Origin of the sequence: Pseudomonas extremorientalis, from assembly GCF_024584605.1 — a bacterium.
Taxonomy (GTDB): Bacteria; Pseudomonadota; Gammaproteobacteria; order Pseudomonadales; family Pseudomonadaceae; genus Aquipseudomonas; species Aquipseudomonas extremorientalis.
Genome location: NZ_CP089519.1, coordinates 6,346,701 through 6,369,665 on the forward strand (window position 1 = coordinate 6,346,701; position 22,965 = coordinate 6,369,665).

The 22,965-nt window shown below is 57.2% G+C and carries 23 protein-coding genes; 3 read left to right on the top strand and 20 right to left on the bottom strand.

Features of this window, described 5'->3' with window-relative positions:
- Positions 1–10 precede the first annotated feature (10 nt).
- The 15 genes from LUU92_RS28875 to mnmG form a co-directional block, all read right to left on the bottom strand.
- A complete protein-coding gene (locus LUU92_RS28875; protein ID WP_071490881.1) occupies positions 11–778 on the bottom strand; it encodes a DeoR/GlpR family DNA-binding transcription regulator in 768 nt (255 codons plus the stop codon).
- Between the two features lie 226 nt (positions 779–1,004).
- Positions 1,005–2,372 carry a bifunctional UDP-N-acetylglucosamine diphosphorylase/glucosamine-1-phosphate N-acetyltransferase GlmU gene (gene glmU, locus LUU92_RS28880; RefSeq protein WP_222540689.1) on the bottom strand — a complete coding sequence of 456 codons (1,368 nt, stop codon included), beginning with the start codon at positions 2,370–2,372 and terminating at the stop codon, positions 1,005–1,007.
- Positions 2,373–2,495: 123 nt separating this feature from the next.
- Positions 2,496–2,912, bottom strand: coding sequence for a F0F1 ATP synthase subunit epsilon (locus LUU92_RS28885; RefSeq protein ID WP_058424358.1), 417 nt, complete (start codon positions 2,910–2,912; stop codon positions 2,496–2,498).
- Positions 2,913–2,956: 44 nt separating this feature from the next.
- On the bottom strand, positions 2,957–4,333 hold the full coding sequence (gene atpD, locus LUU92_RS28890) for a F0F1 ATP synthase subunit beta (RefSeq protein ID WP_015886645.1): 1,377 nt from the start codon (positions 4,331–4,333) through the stop codon (positions 2,957–2,959).
- 27 nt (positions 4,334–4,360) lie between these two features.
- Complete coding sequence (gene atpG / locus LUU92_RS28895) at positions 4,361–5,221, bottom strand: F0F1 ATP synthase subunit gamma (protein WP_003233565.1); 861 nt, start codon at positions 5,219–5,221, stop codon at positions 4,361–4,363.
- 50 nt (positions 5,222–5,271) lie between these two features.
- Complete coding sequence (gene atpA, locus LUU92_RS28900) at positions 5,272–6,816, bottom strand: F0F1 ATP synthase subunit alpha (protein ID WP_003177064.1); 1,545 nt, start codon at positions 6,814–6,816, stop codon at positions 5,272–5,274.
- A gap of 21 nt (positions 6,817–6,837) precedes the next feature.
- On the bottom strand, positions 6,838–7,374 hold the full coding sequence (locus LUU92_RS28905) for a F0F1 ATP synthase subunit delta (RefSeq protein WP_003195833.1): 537 nt from the start codon (positions 7,372–7,374) through the stop codon (positions 6,838–6,840).
- Positions 7,375–7,386: 12 nt separating this feature from the next.
- The gene (locus LUU92_RS28910; protein ID WP_071490883.1) at positions 7,387–7,857 is read right to left on the bottom strand and encodes a F0F1 ATP synthase subunit B; all 471 of its coding nucleotides are present in this window, start codon (positions 7,855–7,857) and stop codon (positions 7,387–7,389) included.
- A gap of 58 nt (positions 7,858–7,915) precedes the next feature.
- Positions 7,916–8,173, bottom strand: coding sequence for a F0F1 ATP synthase subunit C (atpE, locus tag LUU92_RS28915; RefSeq protein ID WP_002555987.1), 258 nt, complete (start codon positions 8,171–8,173; stop codon positions 7,916–7,918).
- Positions 8,174–8,307: 134 nt separating this feature from the next.
- The gene (gene atpB, locus LUU92_RS28920) at positions 8,308–9,177 is read right to left on the bottom strand and encodes a F0F1 ATP synthase subunit A (protein ID WP_016970691.1); all 870 of its coding nucleotides are present in this window, start codon (positions 9,175–9,177) and stop codon (positions 8,308–8,310) included.
- A 16-nt stretch (positions 9,178–9,193) separates the two neighbouring features.
- Complete coding sequence (locus LUU92_RS28925) at positions 9,194–9,601, bottom strand: F0F1 ATP synthase subunit I (protein ID WP_010565865.1); 408 nt, start codon at positions 9,599–9,601, stop codon at positions 9,194–9,196.
- A 148-nt stretch (positions 9,602–9,749) separates the two neighbouring features.
- Positions 9,750–10,622 (bottom strand): ParB/RepB/Spo0J family partition protein, encoded by an 873-nt coding sequence (locus LUU92_RS28930; RefSeq protein WP_016970690.1) that lies wholly within the window; start codon positions 10,620–10,622, stop codon positions 9,750–9,752.
- 9 nt (positions 10,623–10,631) lie between these two features.
- Entirely contained in the window at positions 10,632–11,429 is a 798-nt protein-coding gene (locus LUU92_RS28935) for a ParA family protein (RefSeq protein WP_010207696.1), read from the bottom strand.
- A gap of 18 nt (positions 11,430–11,447) precedes the next feature.
- Entirely contained in the window at positions 11,448–12,092 is a 645-nt protein-coding gene (gene rsmG, locus LUU92_RS28940) for a 16S rRNA (guanine(527)-N(7))-methyltransferase RsmG (RefSeq protein ID WP_071490884.1), read from the bottom strand.
- On the bottom strand, positions 12,089–13,981 hold the full coding sequence (gene mnmG, locus LUU92_RS28945) for a tRNA uridine-5-carboxymethylaminomethyl(34) synthesis enzyme MnmG (RefSeq protein ID WP_025854394.1): 1,893 nt from the start codon (positions 13,979–13,981) through the stop codon (positions 12,089–12,091). The genes rsmG and mnmG overlap by 4 nt, the downstream gene beginning before the upstream one ends.
- Before the next feature lie 564 nt (positions 13,982–14,545).
- On the opposite strand from mnmG, the gene LUU92_RS28950 reads away from it, so the two are divergent.
- From LUU92_RS28950 to LUU92_RS28960, 3 genes are all read left to right on the top strand, one after another.
- A complete protein-coding gene (locus LUU92_RS28950; RefSeq protein WP_257102976.1) occupies positions 14,546–15,052 on the top strand; it encodes a sigma-70 family RNA polymerase sigma factor in 507 nt (168 codons plus the stop codon).
- Complete coding sequence (locus tag LUU92_RS28955) at positions 15,052–15,996, top strand: FecR domain-containing protein (RefSeq protein ID WP_071490886.1); 945 nt, start codon at positions 15,052–15,054, stop codon at positions 15,994–15,996. Before LUU92_RS28950 ends, LUU92_RS28955 begins: the two co-directional genes overlap by 1 nt.
- Before the next feature lie 91 nt (positions 15,997–16,087).
- A complete protein-coding gene (locus LUU92_RS28960) occupies positions 16,088–18,526 on the top strand; it encodes a TonB-dependent siderophore receptor (protein ID WP_071490887.1) in 2,439 nt (812 codons plus the stop codon).
- Between the two features lie 19 nt (positions 18,527–18,545).
- On the opposite strand, the gene mnmE is transcribed toward LUU92_RS28960, so the two are convergent.
- The 5 genes from mnmE to rpmH all read right to left on the bottom strand — a co-directional run bounded on the left by mnmE (position 18,546) and on the right by rpmH (position 22,474).
- Complete coding sequence (gene mnmE / locus LUU92_RS28965) at positions 18,546–19,916, bottom strand: tRNA uridine-5-carboxymethylaminomethyl(34) synthesis GTPase MnmE (protein WP_071490888.1); 1,371 nt, start codon at positions 19,914–19,916, stop codon at positions 18,546–18,548.
- Between the two features lie 79 nt (positions 19,917–19,995).
- Positions 19,996–21,678, bottom strand: a complete 1,683-nt coding sequence (gene yidC / locus LUU92_RS28970; protein WP_071490889.1) for a membrane protein insertase YidC — start codon at positions 21,676–21,678, stop codon at positions 19,996–19,998.
- Positions 21,679–21,680: 2 nt separating this feature from the next.
- Positions 21,681–21,926: a membrane protein insertion efficiency factor YidD gene (gene yidD / locus LUU92_RS28975; protein WP_003213574.1), complete on the bottom strand. Its 246-nt coding sequence runs from the start codon at positions 21,924–21,926 to the stop codon at positions 21,681–21,683.
- A complete protein-coding gene (gene rnpA, locus LUU92_RS28980) occupies positions 21,919–22,326 on the bottom strand; it encodes a ribonuclease P protein component (protein ID WP_020302575.1) in 408 nt (135 codons plus the stop codon). The genes yidD and rnpA overlap by 8 nt, the downstream gene beginning before the upstream one ends.
- 13 nt (positions 22,327–22,339) lie before the next feature.
- Positions 22,340–22,474 (bottom strand): 50S ribosomal protein L34, encoded by a 135-nt coding sequence (gene rpmH / locus LUU92_RS28985; RefSeq protein WP_003213577.1) that lies wholly within the window; start codon positions 22,472–22,474, stop codon positions 22,340–22,342.
- Positions 22,475–22,965 lie beyond the last annotated feature (491 nt).

Genomic DNA, 22,965 nt, shown 5'->3' on the forward strand with positions numbered 1-22,965 from the left:
GGTGTTTCTCCTAGATGATTGCCGCGCATATCAGCGTAATGCCGCGGGCTTGGATCTGGTCGCGGGCCTCGAGCGGCAGGCGATCATCGGTGATAAGGGTATGGACGCTGCTCCAGGGCAGTTCCAGGTTGGGAATCTTGCGGCCAATCTTGTCGGACTCGACCATCACCACCACTTCACGGGCGACCTCGGCCATGACGCGGCTCAAGCCCAGCAATTCGTTGAAGGTGGTGGTGCCGCGCTCCAGGTCGATCCCATCAGCCCCAATGAAAAGCTGGTCGAAGTCGTAGGAACGCAGCACTTGCTCGGCGACCTGGCCTTGGAACGAGTCCGAATGCGGGTCCCAGGTGCCGCCGGTCATCAGCAGCACCGGCTCGTGTTCCAGTTCGCTCAAGGCGCTGGCTACGTGCAGGGAGTTGGTCATCACCACCAGGCCGGGCTGGTGGCCCAGTTCAGGGATCATCGCGGCGGTAGTGCTGCCGCTGTCGATGATGATGCGGGCGTGTTCGCGCAGGCGCATCACAGCCGCACGGGCGATGGCGCGCTTGTACACCGAGATAGGTTGGGTGGCGTCGCCCACCAGTTCCTGGGGCATGGTGATCGCGCCGCCGTAGCGACGCAGCAGCAGGCCGTTGCTTTCCAGGGCAGCCAGATCTTTACGAATCGTAACTTCCGACGTTTCGAAATGCTTGGCCAACTCGTCCACGCTGACTTCGCCCTGTTCATTGAGCAAGGTCAGGATGTTGTGGCGCCGCTGGGGTGTATTTCGTTTCGACATGGTGATGATAAGTTTCGTTTCGAAAGATAACGAAGGCAATCAAAACCTATTGGCGAAACATCGTCAAGCGGAAAGCAGCAAATTTTCATACGACACAGAGCAAATGTGGGAGGGGGCTTGCCCCCGATTGATGTCTATCAGCTACAAGGATGTTGGCTGAGAGTCTGCAATCGGGGGCAAGCCCCCTCCCACATTGAATACTTGTCGCTGAAGAGCTGTGGATAACTCAGGTCTTTTTGATTTTGACCGGGCGTTTCCAGCCGTCGATGTTGCGTTGGCGGGCGCGGGCTACCGCCAGTTGAGACTTATCCACATCCTGGTTGATGGTTGAGCCGGCGGCTGTGCTGGCGCCATCGTCGAGGGTAACCGGGGCCACCAACGAATTATTGGAACCGATAAACACGTCCGCCCCAATGGTGGTCTGGTGCTTATTGGCGCCGTCATAGTTACACGTGATGGTGCCCGCGCCGATGTTGGTTCGCGCGCCTACGGTGGCGTCACCCAAGTAGGTCAAGTGGCCGACTTTGGCTTCGGCGTCCAACTTGGCGTTCTTCAATTCGACAAAGTTGCCCACATGGGCCTTGGCGCCCAGCACGCTACCTGGACGCAACCGCGCAAACGGGCCAGCGTCACTGCCCTCGCCCATCACGGCACCGTCGATATGAGTGTTGGCCTTGACCACCACGCCCTTGCGCAGGGTGCTGTCCTTGATCACGCAGTTCGGGCCGATCACCACGTCATCTTCGATGACCACACGGCCTTCGAGGATCACGTTGATATCGATCAGCACGTCGCGGCCGACGGTGACCTCACCGCGTACATCGAAGCGTGCCGGGTCGCGCAGGGTCACGCCCTGGGCCATCAGGCGGCGGCCTTCGCGCAGTTGGTAATGACGCTCCAGCTCGGCCAGTTGCTTGCGATCGTTGGCGCCCTGCACTTCCATCGGGTCGTGGGGCTGCTCGGTGGCGACCAGCAGGCCATCGCTCACGGCCATTTCAATGACGTCAGTGAGGTAGTACTCGCCCTGGGCGTTGTTGTTGGACAGGCGGCTCATCCAGTCGGCGAGCTTGTTGGCAGGCACTGCCAGGATCCCTGTATTGCCTTCGGTAATAGCGCGCTGGGCTTCGCTGGCATCCTTGTGTTCAACGATAGCGGCAACCTTGCCATCGGCGTTGCGCACAATGCGTCCGTAGCCGGTGGGGTCTTCCAGTTCAACGGTCAACAGGCCCATCTGGCCTGGGACTACATGCTTGAGCAGGCGTTGCAGCGTTTCGACTTCGATCAGCGGCACGTCGCCATACAGGATCAGCACGGTGTCCGCCGTGATGAAGGGCACGGCCTGCGCGGTGGCGTGGCCGGTACCGAGTTGCTTGTCTTGTAGAACGAAATTCAAGTCGTCTGCGGCGAGACGCTCACGCACCACATCGGCACCGTGACCGATCACTACGTGAATGCGCTGGGGGTCCAGTTGCCGGGCGCTGTGGATAACATGGCCCAGCATGGAATTGCCGGCAACCGGGTGCAGCACCTTGGGCAGGGCCGAACGCATGCGGGTGCCCTGGCCTGCGGCGAGAATAACGATTTCAAGAGACATGAGTGGCTACCAATCCTGGGCGGTCCGGCTTCAGACCAGAGAAGTGTTTTGCTGAAAAAGAAAAAGGGTAGCCGAGGCTACCCTTTTTAATCAATCGCGCATGATGTACGACGGCTAGGCCGCTTACTTCTTGCGCAACTGCTGGAGCGTGCGCAGCTGGGCTGCAGCCTCGGCCAGACGTACAGCAGCAGCGCTGTAGTCGAAGTCCGCACCCTTTTCGTTTAGGGCCTTCTCGGCAGCCTTGACGGCTTCCTGAGCGGAGGCTTCATCCAGGTCGCCAGCACGTTGCACGGTGTCGGCAAGTACCTTGACCATGTTCGGCTGAACCTCGAGGAAACCACCAGAGATGTAAAACACCTCCTTTTCCCCGCCCTGCTTGGTCAGCGTGATCGGACCTGGCTTCAAGCTGGTGATCAACGGCGCGTGGCCCATGGCAATACCAAGGTCACCGAGTTCGCCGTGTGCAATCACCATCTCTACCAGACCGGAGAAGATTTCCCCTTCCGCGCTGACGATATCGCAATGGACTGTCATAGCCATCTGATTGCCTCAACCTGATGAGCGCCCGTTTCCGGGCGCCTGGATTACAGTTTCTTGGCTTTCTCGATCGCTTCTTCGATGCCGCCGACCATGTAGAACGCTTGTTCTGGCAGGTGGTCGTAGTCACCGTTGAGGATGCCTTTGAAGCCAGCAATGGTGTCTTTCAGGGAAACGTATTTACCCGATGCACCGGTGAAGACTTCAGCCACGAAGAACGGCTGCGACAAGAAGCGCTGGATCTTACGAGCGCGGGATACCAACTGCTTATCGGTTTCCGACAGCTCGTCCATACCCAGGATCGCAATGATGTCCTTCAGTTCTTTGTAACGCTGCAGCACGTACTGAACGCCGCGAGCGGTGTCGTAATGCTCCTGGCCGATCACGTTCGGGTCCAGCTGGCGCGAAGTCGAGTCGAGTGGATCGACCGCTGGGTAGATACCCAGGGAAGCGATGTCACGGGACAGTACGACGGTGGCGTCCAAGTGGGCAAAGGTGGTCGCTGGCGACGGGTCGGTCAAGTCATCCGCAGGTACGTATACCGCTTGGATCGAAGTGATCGAACCTTCCTTGGTCGAAGTGATACGTTCTTGCAGAACGCCCATCTCTTCAGCCAGGGTCGGCTGGTAACCTACTGCCGAAGGCATACGGCCCAGCAGTGCGGATACTTCAGTACCGGCCAGGGTGTAACGGTAGATGTTGTCGACGAACAGCAGAACGTCGTTACCTTCGTCACGGAACTTCTCGGCCATGGTCAGGCCAGTCAGTGCTACGCGCAGACGGTTTCCCGGCGGCTCGTTCATCTGACCGTAAACCAGTGCCACTTTGTCCAGAACGTTGGAGTCCTTCATCTCGTGGTAGAAGTCGTTACCCTCACGAGTACGCTCACCCACACCGGCGAACACGGAATAACCGCTGTGCTCGATGGCGATGTTACGGATCAGTTCCATCATGTTTACGGTCTTGCCTACACCGGCACCACCGAACAGACCCACTTTACCGCCCTTGGCGAACGGGCAAACCAGGTCGATAACCTTGATGCCGGTTTCCAGCAGGTCGTTGCCGCCAGCTTGTTCGGCGAACGAAGGTGCTGGACGGTGAATGCCCCAGCGCTCTTCGGTGTCGATCGGGCCAGCTTCGTCAATCGGGTTGCCCAGTACGTCCATGATCCGGCCCAGGGTCGCTTTACCGACCGGTACGGAGATGGCAGCGCCAGTGTCGACAACGTCCAGACCGCGCTTCAAGCCTTCGGTGGAACCCATCGCAATGGTACGAACTACGCCGTCGCCCAGCTGCTGCTGAACTTCCAGAGTAGTTTCCGCGCCTTGTACTTTCAGCGCGTTGTAGATGCTCGGTACGCTGTCGCGTGGAAATTCCACGTCGATAACGGCGCCGATGATTTGAACGATACGTCCGCTACTCATAGCTGGATCCTCTGAATATTTGAACCGTTAAACCGCGGCAGCGCCGCCGACGATTTCCGAGATCTCTTGGGTGATCGCAGCCTGACGCGCCTTGTTGTAGATCAGCTGCAAATCGCTGATCAGATCACCGGCGTTATCGGTAGCGTTTTTCATCGCGATCATCCGCGCCGCTTGTTCAGCTGCGTTGTTCTCGACCACCGCCTGGTACACCTGCGACTCCACGTAGCGCACCATCAAGCCGTCAAGCAGCTCTTTGGCGTCCGGTTCGTAGAGGTAGTCCCAGTGGTGCTTGAGTTCCTGATCCGGAGTCGCCACCAGTGGAATCAATTGCTCCACGGTTGGCTGCTGGGTCATGGTGTTGATGAACTTGTTGGATACCACGGACAGGCGGTCAATCCGGCCTTCCAGGTACGCATCCAGCATCACCTTCACACTGCCGATCAAATCATTGATCGACGGCTCTTCACCCAGGTGGCTGATAGCTGCAACGACGTTACCGCCGAAGTTGCGGAAAAAGGCCGCACCCTTGCTACCAACGACACACAGATCGATCTCGACGCCGTTTTCGCGGTTTACCGCCATGTCCTTGACCAGGGCCTTGAACAGGTTGGTATTCAGACCACCGCACAAACCACGGTCACTGCTCACAACCACATAACCCACACGCTTGACTGCGCGGTCGATCATGAACGGGTGGCGGTATTCCGGGTTGGCGTTGGCCAGATGCCCAATTACCTGGCGGATACGCTCCGCATAAGGACGGCTAGCAGCCATGCGCATTTGTGCCTTGCGCATTTTGCTGACCGCCACTTTTTCCATGGCGCTGGTAATTTTTTGCGTGCTTTTGATGCTCGCAATCTTACTGCGAATCTCTTTTGCGCCTGCCATGTAACACCTATCAGGTTAGCAAGCGGGAGCCTTGCGGCTCCCGCTGCGGCTTACCAGGTTTGGGTGGCCTTGAACTTCTCGATACCGGCTTTCATGCCAGCGTCGATATCGTCATTGAAGTCACCCTTCACGTTGATCTTCGCCATCAATTCGGCGTGATCGCGGTTGAAGTAAGCAATCAGCGCTTGTTCAAAGCTGCCGACCTTGGCGATTTCAACGTCGGTCAGGAACCCACGCTCAGCGGCATACAGCGACAACGCCATGTCAGCGATCGACATAGGGGCGTATTGCTTCTGCTTCATCAGCTCGGTAACGCGCTGACCATGCTCAAGTTGCTTACGGGTCGCTTCGTCCAGGTCAGAAGCGAACTGGGCGAATGCCGCCAGTTCACGGTACTGAGCCAGAGCGGTACGGATACCACCGGACAGCTTCTTGATGATCTTGGTCTGAGCGGCACCACCCACACGGGATACCGAAACACCGGCGTTCACTGCAGGGCGGATGCCCGAGTTGAACATGGCCGATTCCAGGAAGATCTGACCGTCGGTGATGGAAATCACGTTGGTCGGAACGAACGCGGAAACGTCGCCAGCCTGGGTTTCGATGATCGGCAGTGCGGTCAGGGAACCGGTTTTGCCGGTCACTGCGCCGTTGGTGAACTTCTCTACGTACTCTTCCGAAACGCGGGATGCGCGCTCCAGCAGACGGGAGTGGAGATAGAACACGTCGCCTGGGTAGGCTTCACGGCCTGGTGGACGGCGCAGCAGCAGGGAAATCTGGCGGTAAGCCACTGCTTGCTTGGACAGATCGTCATAAACGATCAGCGCGTCTTCACCGCGGTCGCGGAAGAATTCACCCATGGTGCAACCGGAGTACGGTGCCAGGAATTGCAGCGCAGGAGATTCCGAAGCACTGGCAGCCACGATGATCGTGTTGGCCAGGGCGCCGTTTTCTTCCAGCTTGCGAACCACGTTGGCAATGGTCGATTGTTTCTGACCGATAGCTACGTAGACGCAGAAAATGCCGCTGTTCTTCTGGTTGATGATCGCGTCGATCGCCAGAGCGGTCTTACCGATCTGACGGTCACCGATGATCAGCTCACGCTGGCCACGGCCGACTGGGATCATGGCATCGACAGCCTTGTAGCCAGTCTGTACAGGCTGGTCTACCGACTTACGCCAGATCACGCCTGGAGCAACTTTCTCGACCGCGTCGGTCTCGGTGTTGCCCAGTGGACCTTTACCGTCAACAGGGTTACCCAGTGCGTCGACTACGCGACCCAGCAGTTCCTTACCAACCGGAACTTCCAGGATGCGGCCTGTGCACTTGGCGCTCATGCCTTCAGCCAGACTGGTGTAAGCGCCCAATACAACGGCACCTACGGAGTCTTGCTCCAGGTTGAGGGCCATACCGTAGACGCCGCCCGGAAACTCGATCATCTCGCCGTACATGACGTCGGCCAGACCGTGAATCCGCACGATGCCGTCAGATACGCTGACGACAGTGCCTTCGTTACGGGCTTGGGAGGTCACATCGAGCTTGTCGATGCGGCCCTTGATAATTTCACTTATTTCGGAAGGATTGAGTTGCTGCATTGCTCTGCTGCCCCTTCAAACTCAAGATTTCAATGCTTCGGCAAGTTTCGCGATTTTTCCGCGAATCGAGCCATCGATAACCAGGTCGCCGGCACGGATAACAACACCACCAATCAGGGATGCGTCCTCCGAAGCTTGCAGGCGCACTTCCCGATTGAGTCGTGCACTGAGAACCTTGGCGAGTTTGTCTTGCTGTTCTTGGTTCAATGCAAAAGCACTGGTCACTTCAACGTCTACCGACTTCTCTGCTTCGGCCTTGTACAGGTCGAACAGAGCGGCGATCTCCGGCAACAGCGGGAGACGGTCGTTTTCGGCAATGACGTGAATGAAGTTCTGCACTTTCACATCAAACTTGTCGCCGCACACTTCAATAAAAGTGGCGGCCTTGTCTGCGCTCGTCAGGCGCGGGGCCTTGAGCACGCGCTGCATGGTGTCGTCTTGCGACACTGCTGCAGCCAGGCCGAGCATGGCTGACCAAGAGGCCAGCTGCTGGTGGGCCTGGGCGTGCTCGAAGGCTGCCTTAGCGTAAGGTCGGGCCAACGTGGTCAGTTCTGCCATGATCGCCCTCGCTTAAATTTCAGCAGCCAGTTTGTTAACCAGCTCCGCGTGCGCGTTTTGATCGATTGTGGCACCGAGGATCTTCTCAGCACCGCCGACCGCCAGAGCACCCAGTTGGGCACGCAGCGCGTCTTTGACGCCGTTCAGTTCCTGTTCGATCTCGGCATGAGCCGAAGCCTTCACACGGTCAGCTTCGACGCGGGCTTTTTCAACAGCCTCTTCGACGATCTGGTTACCGCGTTTCTTGGCTTGCTCAATGATTTCAGCTGCCTGTGCCTTAGCATCGCGCAGTTGATGACCCGCTTTCTCTTGGGCCAACTCCAGGTCGCGAGCTGCACGGTTGGCAGCGTCCAAGCCATCAGCGATCTTCTTCTGACGTTCGTGCAAAGCCGCGATGACCGGAGGCCACACGAACTTCATGCAAAACACTACAAAAATGAAGAACGCAACGGATTGGCCAATCAGGGTTGCATTAATGTTCACGCCAACACCTCGCTCATTCGTTGTCCATCACTCCAATCAACTCGAAAAATTCGAGTGATTAGCCAGCGAGTTGACCAACGAAGGGGTTCGCGAAGGTGAAGAACAGAGCGATACCAACGCCGATCATGGTCACGGCGTCGAGCAGGCCGGCGACGATGAACATTTTAACTTGCAGCATTGGGACCATTTCTGGCTGACGCGCTGCGCCTTCCAGGAATTTGCCGCCCAGCAGGCCGAAACCAATGGCAGTACCCAGGGCGCCCAGGCCGATCAACAGTGCAACAGCGATAGCGGTTAGACCAACTACAGTTTCCATCTTTCCTCCCGACTTTTACGTCGTATGGTTTAGGTTTTTTAGATTTTAAAGCGGTAAAACAAATCGTTTCATAGCCCGGTAGGGCCTACCTTCCCGTTTCACCGGGAAGGACATCAGACTAGTCGAGACTGGTCTTAATGGTTCTCTTCGTGCGCCATCGACAGGTAGACGATGGTCAGCATCATGAAGATGAAGGCCTGCAGGGTGATGATCAGGATGTGGAACACAGCCCACGCCCACTGCAGAACCACGCCCAGGCCGCTAAGCCAGAGCAGACCACTGCCGAACATCACAGCGATCAGAATGAACACCAGCTCGCCGGCATACATGTTGCCGAACAGTCGCAGGGCCAGGGAGATAGGCTTGGCGACCAGGGTCACGAACTCCAGCAGGAAGTTCACCGGGATCAGCAGGGCTTGAACGAAGATGTTCTTGCTGCCGAACGGGTGCAGGGTCAGTTCGCCGATGAAACCGCCGATGCCCTTGACCTTGATGCTGTAGAAAATGATCAACGCGAACACCGACAGGGCCATGCCCAGGGTGGCGTTAGGGTCCGTGGTGGAAACCGCACGGAATGGAATGTGGTGATCGCCGGAGATCAGGATGGCCAGCTGAGGAATCCAGTCGACCGGGATCAGGTCGACGGCGTTCATCAGGAACACCCAGACGAAGATAGTCAGTGCCAGCGGTGCGATCACCGGGCTGCGACCATGGAAGCTGTCTTTCACGCTGCCATCGACGAATTCGACCAGTACTTCAACGAAGTTCTGCAAAGCACCTGGCTGACCGGAAGTCGCCTTCTTTGCCGCCATGCGGAAAATCAGGACGAAGATCAGACCCAATGCGACCGACCAGCCCAGAGTATCCAGGTGGAAAGCCCAGAAGCCCATTTCTTTGGCCTCTGCTGCGGAGTGGGCAAAGCCCCAGCCGCCATTAGGAAGCTGACCGAAGGTCAGGTTCTGCAAGTGGTGCTGGATATAGCCCGAAGCGGTTGTTTCTGCCATGGTTGCCTCAAACGCCCTAAGGTTTCGAAAGTCTTGTTTTCATTAGCAGGGGAGCGAACCAGCTGACCAGTTGGGTCAACACGAAGACGCCGAATACAGCCAGCGGCGCCAATGGCTTCACACCTGCAAAGGTCAGTGCAAACAGCACTGCCGTCAAAATCAGTTTCCCTGCCTCGCCGGCATAAAATGACCGGACGATAGCCTGGGCTGCTCGGGCGCCGGAAAACCGAAAGGCCCTGTGAGCGAAATACATATTGGGCAGCAAGGCTATCAGGCCTCCGCAGAGTCCTGAATATCCGGCTACGACTCCATGCCAGTACCAAAGCGCCAATGCGGCGATCAGCAAGATGACAAATTGAGCCAATAAAACCGGAAAAACGGCCAAGCGATGGAACGGCAACGTGTTTGGCGTGCGGGTTTCCATCACTCTTGCTCCTCAATGGTCGGCTGCCGGAAATCAATAACTTGGCATAATTTGTGCCGACAAAATGCGCGCAGAGTATAGGGGCGGTTCTGCCCCTATTCAACTGCCGGGTAGTGATTTCCGATCACGCGCTACATAAGCAAATGTTTCAGCGGATGTGGGCAAGGACGCCCTGAAGCTCATCGAGGGAGTTATATCCGATAACCAATTGGCCTTTGCCTTTCTTCCCGTGGCGAATTTGCACCGCAGAGCCCAGGCGCTCGGCCAGGCGCTGCTCGAGGCGGGCGATATCCGGATCAGGTTTGGCCGTTTCGACCGGTGCAGGTTTGCCGCTGAGCCATTGGCGAACCAGGGCCTCGGTCTGACGAACGGTGAGCCCCCGTGCGACAACGTGTCGCGCCCCTTCAACCTGTTGATTTTCCGGCAAACCGAGCAATGCACGGGCGTGACCCATTTCCAGGTCGCCGTGGGACAACATGGTCTTGATGACTTCCGGCAACGCGATCAGACGCAGCAAGTTGGACACGGTCACACGGGATTTACCCACCGCCTCGGCCACTTGTTGCTGGGTCAACTGGAATTCCTGCTGCAAGCGCTGCAGGGCAATGGCTTCTTCGATCGGGTTGAGGTCTTCGCGCTGGATATTCTCGATCAACGCCATGGCGATGGCGGTTTCATCCGGTACATCGCGCACCATCGCCGGGATGGTTTCCTTGCCGGCCTGCTGGCTCGCGCGCCAGCGGCGTTCACCAGCGATGATTTCAAAACGGCCGCCGCCAATCGGACGCACCACGATCGGTTGCATCACACCCTGGGCCTTGATCGAATTGGCCAGTTCTTCCAGCGCCTGGGGGTCCATGTCCCGGCGTGGCTGGTATTTGCCGCGCTGGATCAGATCCAGCGGCAGGTGTTGCAGCTCGCGCTCGTCGGCCTGCACCGCCTGTTCTTCAAGCGATGTGACGGTCGGACCACTCAACAGTGCATCCAGTCCACGTCCGAGACCTCGTTTCTTGACGGCCATGGGGATTCCTTAAGTTGGCTGGGCTGCAGCGGTGCGTGAATTGCGGCGCTGACGGCGAACCATCTCGCCGGCCAGCGCCAGGTAGGCAATGGCACCACGGGATTGTTTGTCATAGGCCAAAGCCGGCATGCCGTAGCTCGGGGCTTCGGCCAAACGGATGTTGCGCGGGATCACCGTGTCGTACAGCTGGTCACCGAAGTGTTCCTTGAGCTGCGCCGATACATCGTTCATCAGGCTCAGGCGCGGATCGAACATGGTCCGCAGCAAGCCTTCGATCTGCAGGTTCGGGTTGAGCAATTCGGCAATGCGCTTGATGTTATCCACAAGGTCGCTCAACCCTTCCAACGCGTAGTACTCGCACTGCATGGGGATAATCACCCCATCGGCGGCCACCAGCGCGTTCAGTGTCAGCATCGACAGCGACGGCGGGCAGTCGATCAGGATGTAGTCGTAATTCTCGCGGATTGGCGCCAGGGCGCTGCGCAGGCGGCTTTCTTTCATCTGCATTTCCAGCAGCACCACTTCCGCCGCAGTCAAATCGCGATTGGCCGGCAGCAGTTGATAACCACCATGTTCGGAGTAGTGCATGGCCTGGGCCAGGTCGCACTCGCCAATCAGCAAGTCGTAGACCGAGTTTTCCAGGCCGTGTTTATCCACACCGCTCCCCATGGTGGCGTTGCCCTGTGGATCGAGATCGATCAACAGCACCCGGCGCTTGGTTGCGACCAGGGATGCTGCGAGGTTGATGCAGGTGGTGGTTTTGCCCACGCCACCTTTCTGGTTCGCTATCGCGAATACCTTAGCCATTCTTGCTTGTGTTCCCAATCATGCCGTGCGGCGCAGTATCAGCAGATGGCGTTGGCCTTGGCAACCGGGTACGGCCAAGGCGTGTTCGCTATCGAGGTGGAAGTCTGCCGGCAATGCTAACAGCTCATCGCTTGGATGGACGCCCTTCATTGCCAGCCAGCGGGTGTCGCGGTCGCCCAGATGGCGGGTCCAGTTGCTGAAGTTCTCCATGCTGCTGAACGCCCGGGAAACGATTCCGTTGAATGGCTGTTCAGGCGTGAAGGCTTCGACGCGACTGTGGATAACTTGCAGGTTATCCAGCTTGAGTTCGAGTTTGACCTGGGTCAGGAAGCGGGTCTTCTTGCCGTTGCTGTCCAGGCAGGTCACTTGCGACTCGGGAAACAGAATGGCCAGTGGGATGCCTGGCATGCCGCCCCCACTGCCGACGTCGAGCCAGCGACCGTTTTCGATGAATGGCATCACGCTCAAGCTGTCGAGCAAGTGACGGGACACCATTTCGTTGGGATCACGCACCGCGGTCAGGTTGTAAGCCTTGTTCCATTTGATCAACAGGGCCAGGTAGCCCAACAGCAATTCGTGCTGGGCCGGGGTCAGGTCGACGCCCAACTGGCGCGCACCTGTGGATAACTCTTCGGCGTGTTGCGAGGTGACCAACGAACTCAAGCGCTTTGCTCCAACTGACGGCCCGCGCCGCGTTTTTTCAAATGAATCATCAGCAGCGAAATCGCTGCCGGGGTGACACCGGGGATACGTGAAGCCTGGCCCAGGGTCTCTGGCCGAGTTATCCCCAGCTTGCTTTGGATTTCTTTCGACAGCCCGGAAATCCCGGTGTAGTCGATATCCACAGGCAGCTTGGTGTCTTCACTGGCGCGCAGGCGGGCGATTTCATCCTGCTGGCGGTCAATGTAACCGGCGTATTTGGTCTTGATTTCGACCTGCTCGGCAACCTGCGGGTCTTCTGCACCCTGCCCGGTCACTTCGACCAGACCAGCGTAGTCGATTTCCGGACGCGACAGCAGGTTGAGCAAGTTGTATTCGTGGGTCAACGGCGTGCCGAATTTTTCGGCAATCGCATCGCCCTGTTCGGTGCCCGGGCGGACCCAAGTGCTTTTCAGCCGCTGTTCTTCCAACGCGATGCTTTCGCGTTTTTTGCAGAAGGCAGCCCACCGTGCGTCGTCGACCAGGCCCAGTTCGCGACCTTTTTCGGTCAGACGCAGGTCGGCGTTGTCTTCGCGCAGGATCAAGCGGTATTCCGCCCGGGATGTGAACATCCGGTACGGTTCCTGGGTACCCAGGGTAATCAGGTCGTCGACCAACACACCGATGTACGCCTCATCGCGACGCGGGCACCAGCTGTCTTTGCCCTGCGCGCGCAGTGCAGCATTGGTTCCGGCCAGCAAACCTTGGGCACCTGCTTCTTCGTAACCGGTGGTGCCGTTGATTTGCCCGGCAAAGAACAAACCGCCGATCACTTTGGTTTCCAGGCTGTACTTGAGGTCACGCGGGTCGAAGTAGTCGTACTCGATGGCGTAGCCCGGACGCACGATGTGCGCGTTTTCCATGCCGCGAATCGATTGCACGATCTGGATTTGCACGTCAAACGGCAGGGAAGTGGAGATACCGTTCGGGTACAGCTCATGAGTGGTCAAGCCTTCGGGCTCGATAAAAACCTGGTGGCTTTCCTTGTCGGCAAAGCGGTGGATCTTGTCTTCGATCGACGGGCAATAACGCGGGCCGATGCCTTCGATCACCCCGGAGTACATCGGCGAACGGTCGAGGTTCGCGGCAATGATTTCGTGGGTGCGCGCATTGGTGTGGGTGATCCAGCAGCTCACCTGTTTCGGATGCTGTTCCTTGGAGCCCATGAACGACATGACCGGGATCGGTGTATCGCCTGCTTGCTCGGTCATCACCGAGAAATCTACGGAACGCCCGTCAATACGCGGCGGGGTCCCGGTTTTCAGCCGACCGACACGCAGCGGCAGTTCACGCAGACGCTTTGCCAGGGCAATGGACGGCGGATCACCGGCACGGCCACCGGAATAGTTCTGCATGCCAATGTGGATAAGTCCGCCGAGGAATGTACCGGTGGTCAACACCACGGATTCTGCGAAGAAACGCAGACCCATTTGGGTGACAACTCCGCGCACCTGGTCCTGTTCGACGATCAGGTCATCTGCTGCTTGTTGAAATATCCACAGGTTCGGTTGGTTTTCCAGGGTTTCGCGGACTGCAGCCTTGTACAGGATGCGGTCGGCCTGAGCCCGGGTAGCCCTTACGGCCGGGCCTTTGCGGCTGTTGAGCACGCGAAATTGGATGCCACCTTTATCGGTAGCCATGGCCATCACGCCGCCAAGGGCGTCGATTTCCTTGACCAGATGGCTTTTACCGATCCCACCGATGGCGGGGTTGCAACTCATGGCGCCGAGGGTTTCCACGTTATGCGTCAACAACAGGGTTTTTACGCCCATTCGTGCTGACGCCAGTGCTGCCTCGGTACCGGCATGACCGCCGCCGATGACGATCACTTCAAAACGGGAAGGGAAATCCACCACGCACCTCGTGCCTGCTTATGTAGGTAATCAGGAATTGATTGTTGAAAGAGTTTTAGAGCTTTGGCGGCAAGTATAGGGACTTAGCCCTTCCTAAAGAACCCTTTGCACAAAATTTAACCAGCTGTGGATGAATCACAGACAATAGAAATTAAAAGAGAGAAATTTATTAAATCTTTGTTTTTATGTTTATTTCTACTGAGCACACTTTCTGTGGATAGATCTACACATGCCTTTATTTACGGCGTGTACAGAGAGTCAAAAGTCTGTGGTCATGTGCCAACGAGGCCCTTGGATAAGTCCTTTAAGCCTGTGGATTAAACAGGTGGTTATCCACAGAGGCATTTTTACTCAGGTTTCAGGGCCTGTTATCAACTGGGCACAGGGACGGTTATTCACAGAGCTTAATCCACAGAAATCGGCAAATCTGTCTGTCTTCAGTCCGCCACAACGCCAACCGAAACCTTTCACTCGATGGTGAGCACAGAAAAAAGAGATCTGTTGTGAGAAAACGGCGGGGCAGTTAATAATAGCGATTATCATTAACCTACCTTGTCATGCCCTATGTCCTCTTCTTCACACACGGCTGCGGTCCAGTACATTTATGAGCAGCACCACTCCTGGCTGCGCGGGTGGCTCAAAGGGAAGCTACATAACGCCTGTGATGCGGCCGATGTGGCGCACGATACGTTCTTGCGCATTCTGGGCGGGCGGCATGCGGCACAGATCGTTGAACCACGTGACTACCTGGCGACCATCGCCAGAGGCCTGGTGATTGATCGTTACCGTCGAAACGCCATCGAACAGGCCTACAAACAGACCCTGGCCGAACGGTCTGAAGCCATAACCATCAGTGAAGAAGACAAAGCCATCATCATCGAGACGTTGGTGGCTGTGGATAAAGCCTTGTCTGCACTCGGCGAGCGAGCGCGGCGGATATTCATGCTGTCCCAGGTCGAGGGGCTGACTTATCAACAGATTGCCGATCAGCTTCAGGTTTCACTGACCACGGTGAAGAAGCACATGATCCGTGTATTGACTGAATGCTCACTGATCATGGCCAGCCTGTAATGGCGGCGCCCGATCGCAAAACCTTTGAGGCTGCTGCCAGTTGGTACGTACAGTTTCAATCCCAGACGCCTACCGCCGATGAGCGCCAAGCCTGGCAACAATGGCTCAACGGCGATCCCTCCCATCAGGCCGCATGGAATCAGATGGAACAGTTGCAGCGCAGTCTCGGCGCCCTGCCTCCGGATTTCACCCGCCGCGCATTGTCGGCCACACAGCAACGTCGCCAGGTACTCAAGTGGATGTTGGTGCTGGGCGGCACCGGGTACCTGGGTTGGAATGTTCAGCAACACACGCCCCTGGGTAATCTGTGGGCCGATTACCGCACGGTCGTAGGTGAACGCCGGCGTATCGAATTGGCCGACGGCACGCGGATTGACCTGAATACCGGCACGGCGATTGATGTGCTATTTGATGAGCGCCAGCGTTTGATCCGCTTGCGCGAAGGTGAAGTACTTATTCACACCGGCAAGCTGGGTGTGCAGACGCCCTTTTATGTCGAAACCCGCCAAGGCCGCGTCCAGGCATTGGGTACTCGGTTTACCGTACGCCAGCTGCAGGACTCAACCCGCGTCGGCGTTCTGGAGGATCGGGTGAATGTGTCGCCTGGTGACCAGCCCCTCCAGGCCCGGCTGCTCAGTGCCGGCGAAAGCGCAGACTTCGATCGCCAAAAAGTGCAGCCAAACACCGTTTACCGCACATCCCAGGCCGCCTGGGTCGATGGCCAACTGATCGTATTGGATGCACGCCTCGGTGATGTTATCGAAGAGCTCGCCCGCTATCGTCCAGGTGTCCTGCAATGCGACCTGGCCTCGGCACATCTGCGTGTTTCCGGGACCTTTCGCCTGGATTCCACCGACGCAGTGCTGGCCAATTTGCAGGCCACCCTGCCGATTCAGGTGAAATACTTCACTCGCTATTGGGTTTCGGTGAAGCGAATCGGTTGATCGAAAAAATATCTGCACGCGGGGTTATCTTTTTTTTACCTGACACGGCCCTACAGGTAATCACGATGCCACCTTCAGGGCTTACTCACCTATGCGCGTTCCCACCAAGCTCCGCCAGCGACTTTCCTACCACGGTATGACATGCAGCCTGCTGCTAGGCACGGCCACCACTGTCGGTGTGTTGTTATCCACGGGCGCCCTGGCCGCCAGCGCGGTGCAACACTACGTTATTGCGGCCGGCCCCCTGGATAACGCCTTGAGCCAATTTGCCGCCAAGGCGAATGTGATTCTGTCTTTTTCACCTCAACAAACCACACGTTTAAACACAGCAGGCTTGGAAGGTGACTACTCCGTGGACCAAGGTTTTGCGCTGCTGCTGCAAAACTCCGGTTTACAGGCGGTAGTCCAGGCGCCTGGCAGTTATGTCCTGCAGGCCGCTTCCACCGGCGAACTCACCCTCGCGCCCACCACAGTCAGCACTTATCAACAGGGCGGTTTCAATCAGGAGATTGCTGGGGATGTGGGCTACAAGGCGCAGAACAGCAGGGTCGGTACAAAGACCAGTACGCCGCTGTCGGAAACACCACGTTCGGTATCGGTCGTCACCGGCCAGCGTATCAAGGACCAGAAGTCGCAAACCCTGACCGAAGTGTTGGGTTACGTGCCCGGTATCTTTGCGCCGCCCTTTGCCGCAGGTGATGGGCTGGCGGGCGATCTGTTCTTCATTCGCGGTTTCAATGCCACGGATTACGGCTACGGCCTGCTGCGAGATGGCCTGCGCGTACAAGGTAATCGGTACGACACTACCAGTGAGCCCTATGGCCTGGAGCGGGTCGAAATCTTCCGCGGCCCCTCTTCCCTGCTCTACGGTGAAAATGCGCCTGGCGGTCTGGTGAATCTGGTAAGCAAACACCCTACTGCTACGCCACAAGGTGAAGTGCAGCTGGGTTATGGCTCCAATAATCGGCGTCAGTTGGGTGTGGATATCTCTGGGCCGCTCAATGACAGCGGCAATATCCTCGGCCGGGTTGTGATGCTCGGTCGCAAATCCGATACGCAGACCGACCATGTGCCAGACGATCGCCTGTACATCGCGCCATCACTGACCCTGAATTTCGACGACTACAACACCCTCACCCTGTTGGCCAATTACCAGAAAGACCACACTAATTTGGAACTCGGCCTACCGGCTGCTGGCACCTTGCTTGCAAACCCCAATGGCAAGCTCTCCAAGCACACCATGCTCGGCGACCCGGATTGGAATACGTTCGAACGCGAAACCTGGAGTACCGGTTACGAGTTCAGCCACAGCTTCAACGATGACTGGCAGTTCCGTCAGAACTCGCGCTACATGCAGTCTCGCATCAACCGCCATGAAACCTGGCCCAGTGCCCTGAATAACCGCGGCTTTGGCACTCAACTGAACATGACCGCCTATGACCGCTACAACAAGTCGATGGTCTATTCGCTGGATAACCAGCTGGAAGGCAAATTCCAGGTCGGTGGCCTGGAAAACACGGTGCTGTTTGGCGCCAGTTATGACCGCACCTCGTTCAATCAGGATTGGGACGCGGGGTTTGCCGGCACCATCAATGTGTATAACCCGGTGTACCTGCGTGACCCGTTGACGCCGGTGGCGGTGCAAAACACCCTGCTCGAGCAGCAGATGAAAGGCGTTTATGCACAGATCCAGAGCAAATACGATCACTGGCTGTTCCTGCTCGGCGGCCGTCAGGACTGGGTCGACAGCGATTTCCGTGACAAGGTGAACAAGGCTGGCAATACCGGGTCCGAAGACCGCAAGTTCACCTATCAGGGCGGGGTGATGTACCAGTTCGACAACGGCCTGACGCCGTATGTCAGCTACTCCACTGCCTTTGTCCCCGTGCAGCAGATCTCCAACGCCGGCTCGCCCTTGAAACCGATCACCAGCAGCCAGTACGAAGTGGGCGTGAAGTACGAGCCGATCGGCTGGGATACGGCAATGACGGTGTCGGTGTATGACTTGCGCAAGGAAGACGACACTTACCTTGACGCCACCACCAATAGCTATCGCCAGGTAGGCGAAAGCCGGGCCAAGGGCGCTGAGGTAGAGGTCAACAGCAATCTCACGCCTAACCTGAATGTCACCGCAGCCTATACCTACACTGACGCGAGAATTACCAAGGATTCGGCGACGTCGTTGGTCGAGGGCCACCAGATGACCGGGGTTCCGCGTAACCAGGCCTCAGTGTGGGGCAAGTACCGCTTCTTCGATGGCCAACTCAAGGGCTTGTCCCTGGGCGGTGGCGTGCGTTATTTCGACAGTACCTTTTCCTACACCGCACCCACGCTGTATGGAAAGTTGGATGCAGGAAGCGTCACCTTGGTGGACGCAGCCGTTGGCTATCAGATCGACAAACACTGGTCTGTAGATGTGAACGCCAAGAACCTGTTCGACAAGGAATATGTATCTGGTTGCAACGATGCGGGCCGCTGCTATTGGGGTGACAGCCGTACCCTGCTCGGTACGGTGTCTTACAATTGGTAGGGCGCTGTGGATAACTCGGTTATTTACCGATGCAGAAGCTGGAAAAGATCCGCCCCAACAAATCATCGGAGCTGAACGCGCCGGTGATTTCGCCTAACAGCTGCTGCGCCTGACGCAGATCTTCCGCCAGCAGCTCCCCGGCGCCCGCCAGGGTCAACTGCGCCCGACCGTGCTCCAACGCTGCGCTCGCATGGCGCAACGCCTCCAGATGCCGACGGCGCGCACTGAAGCTGCTTTCCGAGGTCTGCTCGTAGCCCATACAGGCTTTGAGGTGCTCGCGCAGCAGTTCCAGGCCTTCACCGGCCGACTTCGCGCTCAGGCTGATCGTGACGTGGCCATCCGCGCTGGTTTCCAGCGCAATGGCCTCTCCCGTCAAGTCAGCCTTGTTGCGAATCAAGGTGACCTTGGCCGGGTCCGGCCGGTGCTCGAGGAATTCCGGCCACAGGGCGAAAGGATCCACAGCCTCGGGCGCCGTTGCGTCCACCACCAACAGCACCCGATCCGCTTCGCCGATGGCTTTGAGCGCGCGTTCCACACCGATCTTTTCCACCTGGTCATCGGTGTCGCGCAAACCGGCGGTGTCTACAACGTGCAACGGCATGCCGTCGATGTGGATATGTTCGCGCAGGATGTCCCGTGTGGTGCCGGCAATCTCAGTGACGATGGCGGCTTCCCGCCCCGCCAGGGCATTGAGCAAGCTGGATTTTCCCGCATTGGGCCGCCCCGCGATCACAACGGTCATGCCGTCTCGCAGCAAGGCCCCCTGCCCGGCTTCACGCAGCACTGTGGATAACTCATCACGAACTTTATCCAGCATCGCCAGTACGTGGCCATCGGCGAGAAAGTCGATTTCTTCTTCTGGAAAATCAATCGCCGCCTCGACGTAGATACGCAGGCTGATCAACTGCTCGGTCAAGTTATGCACACGCAGGGAGAACGCCCCCTGCAGGGAGCGCAATGCATTACGTGCCGCTTGTGCAGAACTGGCTTCAATCAGGTCGGCAATTGCTTCGGCCTGGGCCAGATCCAGCTTGTCATTCAAAAATGCCCGCTCGCTGAATTCCCCTGGACGTGCCAGGCGGCAGCCCAATTGCAGGCAGCGTTGCAGCAACATATCCAACACAACCGGACCGCCGTGTCCCTGCAACTCCAGGACGTCTTCCCCGGTGAATGAATTCGGCCCAGGGAAATAAAGCGCCAACCCCTCGTCCAGCACGTTGCCGTCAGCATCCAGGAACGGGCCGTAATGTGCATAACGCGCCTTCAACTCACGGCCACTCATGGCCTTGGCTGCCACACTCGCAAGCGGCCCCGAAATTCTAACGATGCCGACACCGCCGCGACCTTGAGCGGTAGCGACAGCAGCGATGGTTTCACGAGGAGCGCTCATCAACAGGTTCCAGACCAAAAGTGACAGAAAGCAAAACGCCCCACTAGGGGGCGTCTTGAGTGGTTATCCACAGAGTAAGTTACGCAGAGGCTTTTGCGGTAGCCGCTTCGATCTTGCGTGTGATGTACCACTGTTGGGAGATAGACAACACGTTGTTGACCACCCAGTACAGCACCAGACCAGCTGGGAACCACAGGAAGAAGAAGGTGAAGATGATTGGCATCATTTTCATCACCTTGGCCTGCATCGGATCCGGCGGAGTCGGGTTCAGGCGCTGCTGGATGAACATGGTCGCGCCCATGATGATCGGCAGGATAAAGAACGGGTCTTTGATCGACAGGTCGGTTATCCACAGGATGAACGGCGCCTGACGCATCTCCACGCTTTCCAGGAGCACCCAGTACAGCGACAGGAACACCGGCATCTGCACCAGAATCGGCAAGCATCCACCCAGCGGGTTGATCTTCTCTTTCTTGTACAGCTCCATCATGGCCTGCGACATTTTCTGCCGGTCATCGCCATGTTGTTCTTTCAGCGCCGCCAGTTTCGGAGCCACCGCACGCATGCGCGCCATCGACTTGTAGCTGGCTGCCGACAGCGGGAAGAAAATCCCCTTGATCAGCATGGTCAGGAAGATGATCGAGAAGCCCCAGTTACCCACAATGCTGTGGATATGTTGCAGCAACCAGAAAATCGGCTGGGCGATGAACCACAGGAAGCCGTAATCCACAGTCAGCTCAAGACCTGGGGACAACTCTTTCAGCACAGCCTGGCTTTTCGGGCCGGCGTACAGGATAGCGCTGGTTTCAGCCTTGGCGCCGGGTGCGACGGTCAACGCCGGGCCAGTGAAGCCAATGATGTAGTTACCCTGGCTGTCCTTGCGGGTTTGAACCAGGTTGGCCTCACCCTTGTTCGGGATCCAGGCGGTCACGAAGTAGTGCTGCAGCCAGGCAACCCAGCCGCCTTGCACGGTTTCTTTCAGCGAGCCCTTGTCGATATCTTTCATCGACACTTTTTTGTACGGTTCGCTACTTGTCCACAGGGCGGCACCCAGGTAAGTCGCGGTGCCGGTGGCAGTGCTGGAAGAAGGATCGGAGCTGGCGTCACGCTTGAGCTGGGCAAACAGGTTGCCGCTCCATGGTTTGTCGCTTTCGTTGTCGATCAGGTAAGTGACCTTCAAGTCGTACAAACCACGGGTGAAGCTGAAGCGCTTGATGTAGTTGACGCCGTCGAGGCTGAATTTCAGGTCGACGTTCAACTGGTTCTGGCCATCAGCCAGTTGATAAGTCTTCTGCTCGGTCGAGTAAATCGGACGACCGGTAGCACGTGCATCCGGACCATTGGTGCCGGTCAGGCCGCTTTGCGCCAGATAAGTACGCTCACCACCGTTATCGAACAGTTGGAACGGAACATCCGGATGGTCTTGACGACGTGGATACAGCGGCAGTTTCAACTGCGCGATATCACCACCTTGTGGGTCGATAGCCAGGTCGAGCACATCCGTTTTGACGTGGATGAGATCTTTGTTGGTGACCACTGGCGTTTCTAAAGGGGCGCTTGTCTCGCCATTCGCGCTGGGAACATCGGCACTCGCGGACGCATTGTTACCCAGCGGGGTGTCCGGAATAGCCGGCGCAGCCTGGTTGGTAGCAACATTCTGAGTCGGCAGGGCAGCCTGGCCATAGTCCTGGTTCCACTGAAGAACCATGACGTAGGACACGATTGCCAGGGCGACGATCAGGATCGTGCGTTTAATATCCATGATTACTCGGCCATCGAAGAAGAACGGGAGGTAGGGATAGGTGGAACCGGGTCATAACCACCGGGATTCCACGGATGACAGCGACCTAAACGACGAAAGGTCAGCCAGCCACCGCGCAGAAGACCATGGTTTTCTATGGCCTCTAACGCGTAGCAGGAACAACTGGGGTAGAAACGACAGTGGTTGGCCATCAGAGGACTAATGGCATAGCGATAAAACTGGATCGGAACGAGGGCCAGTTTACGCATCAAGGCTGTCTACCCCTACAGTTTCGGTGCTGACTGCTGGTGCTGGCTTGTGGGTACGCGCCAAACGTTTCCAGAGCTTGCCGAAATGCTGAATCAATTCGGGGTTTTCTACATCCCCCAAGCCTTTGCGCGCGACGATAACAATATCCCAACCAACCAGAGTGTCCTGGTGGAGGCGAAACGATTCGCGCATCAGACGCTTGAGGCGATTGCGCTCAACGGAGAGCTTTACGCTCTTCTTGCCGATCACCAACCCGAGTCGGGGGTGATCCAGATCGTTGTTACGCGCAAGGAGCAGGAGATTTTTCCCCGGAACCTTGCCGGTGGGGGAGTCAAAGACTGCCTTGAAATGCCGGGGGGTTAGCAGACGCTTTTCCCGACTGAAGTCCTGACTCACCACCAGTACCGGATTATCAAACTGCCAGACGCGCACGACCTTTGGCGCGACGACGCGACAGGACAGCACGGCCGTTCTTGGTAGCCATGCGAGCACGGAAGCCGTGGGTGCGGGCGCGTTTGATGGTGCTTGGTTGGAAAGTACGTTTCATGGCGTTGTTACCTGGTTCGTCCACAACGGGCCGGAATGGCCCCCGTTTTAAGAGACCGGCGATTCTAGTGAAAGCAAGCCTCTAGGTCAATTTCCAACCAGCTTTTCCTTTAATTAGATCTCCACAGGCCATTGGCTCTTTTCTGTTCGCTTGGCTTCCAGTGCTCATGGGATAGATATAAAAATAAAGAAGGAAGTTATTTAAAGCTTTTCTGTAAAGCTTATAAAAGCTAGACACGCATTCAGCTGTGGATAACTGCCTTTAGGCCATATTCCACGTGATGTACAGAGAATGACAACACGGGGGAGAAACGGTGCTCTGCCTGTGCTGCGCTGTCGGATAAGCTGTGTGTGGAATGGGCTGTTATCCACAGGCTGGTTACCCACAGACTTTCGCCCCCACTTGTGCAACGATCTCAGGGCCGCTTATCCACAGAGCTTATGCACAGACCATTGGTCGCCTTTATTGCTGTTAAGACGTTGATTTTGGCT

Excerpts from the sequence above, each read along its gene's own strand:
- rpmH (WP_003213577.1), bottom strand. The coding sequence starts at position 22,474 with ATGAAACGTACTTTCCAACCAAGCACCATCAAACGCGCCCGCACCCAC.
- LUU92_RS28935 (WP_010207696.1), bottom strand. The coding sequence starts at position 11,429 with ATGGCTAAGGTATTCGCGATAGCGAACCAGAAAGGTGGCGTGGGCAAA.
- LUU92_RS28875 (WP_071490881.1), bottom strand. The coding sequence starts at position 778 with ATGTCGAAACGAAATACACCCCAGCGGCGCCACAACATCCTGACCTTG.
- atpB (WP_016970691.1), bottom strand. The coding sequence starts at position 9,177 with ATGGCAGAAACAACCGCTTCGGGCTATATCCAGCACCACTTGCAGAAC.
- atpG (WP_003233565.1), bottom strand. The coding sequence starts at position 5,221 with ATGGCAGGCGCAAAAGAGATTCGCAGTAAGATTGCGAGCATCAAAAGC.
- glmU (WP_222540689.1), bottom strand. The coding sequence starts at position 2,372 with ATGTCTCTTGAAATCGTTATTCTCGCCGCAGGCCAGGGCACCCGCATG.
- LUU92_RS28925 (WP_010565865.1), bottom strand. The coding sequence starts at position 9,601 with ATGGAAACCCGCACGCCAAACACGTTGCCGTTCCATCGCTTGGCCGTT.
- atpD (WP_015886645.1), bottom strand. The coding sequence starts at position 4,333 with ATGAGTAGCGGACGTATCGTTCAAATCATCGGCGCCGTTATCGACGTG.
- LUU92_RS28930 (WP_016970690.1), bottom strand. The coding sequence starts at position 10,622 with ATGGCCGTCAAGAAACGAGGTCTCGGACGTGGACTGGATGCACTGTTG.
- atpE (WP_002555987.1), bottom strand. The coding sequence starts at position 8,173 with ATGGAAACTGTAGTTGGTCTAACCGCTATCGCTGTTGCACTGTTGATC.
- LUU92_RS28950 (WP_257102976.1), top strand. The coding sequence starts at position 14,546 with ATGTCCTCTTCTTCACACACGGCTGCGGTCCAGTACATTTATGAGCAG.
- LUU92_RS28960 (WP_071490887.1), top strand. The coding sequence starts at position 16,088 with ATGCGCGTTCCCACCAAGCTCCGCCAGCGACTTTCCTACCACGGTATG.
- mnmE (WP_071490888.1), bottom strand. The coding sequence starts at position 19,916 with ATGAGCGCTCCTCGTGAAACCATCGCTGCTGTCGCTACCGCTCAAGGT.
- LUU92_RS28955 (WP_071490886.1), top strand. The coding sequence starts at position 15,052 with ATGGCGGCGCCCGATCGCAAAACCTTTGAGGCTGCTGCCAGTTGGTAC.
- LUU92_RS28905 (WP_003195833.1), bottom strand. The coding sequence starts at position 7,374 with ATGGCAGAACTGACCACGTTGGCCCGACCTTACGCTAAGGCAGCCTTC.
- yidD (WP_003213574.1), bottom strand. The coding sequence starts at position 21,926 with ATGCGTAAACTGGCCCTCGTTCCGATCCAGTTTTATCGCTATGCCATT.
- LUU92_RS28885 (WP_058424358.1), bottom strand. The coding sequence starts at position 2,912 with ATGGCTATGACAGTCCATTGCGATATCGTCAGCGCGGAAGGGGAAATC.
- atpA (WP_003177064.1), bottom strand. The coding sequence starts at position 6,816 with ATGCAGCAACTCAATCCTTCCGAAATAAGTGAAATTATCAAGGGCCGC.
- yidC (WP_071490889.1), bottom strand. The coding sequence starts at position 21,678 with ATGGATATTAAACGCACGATCCTGATCGTCGCCCTGGCAATCGTGTCC.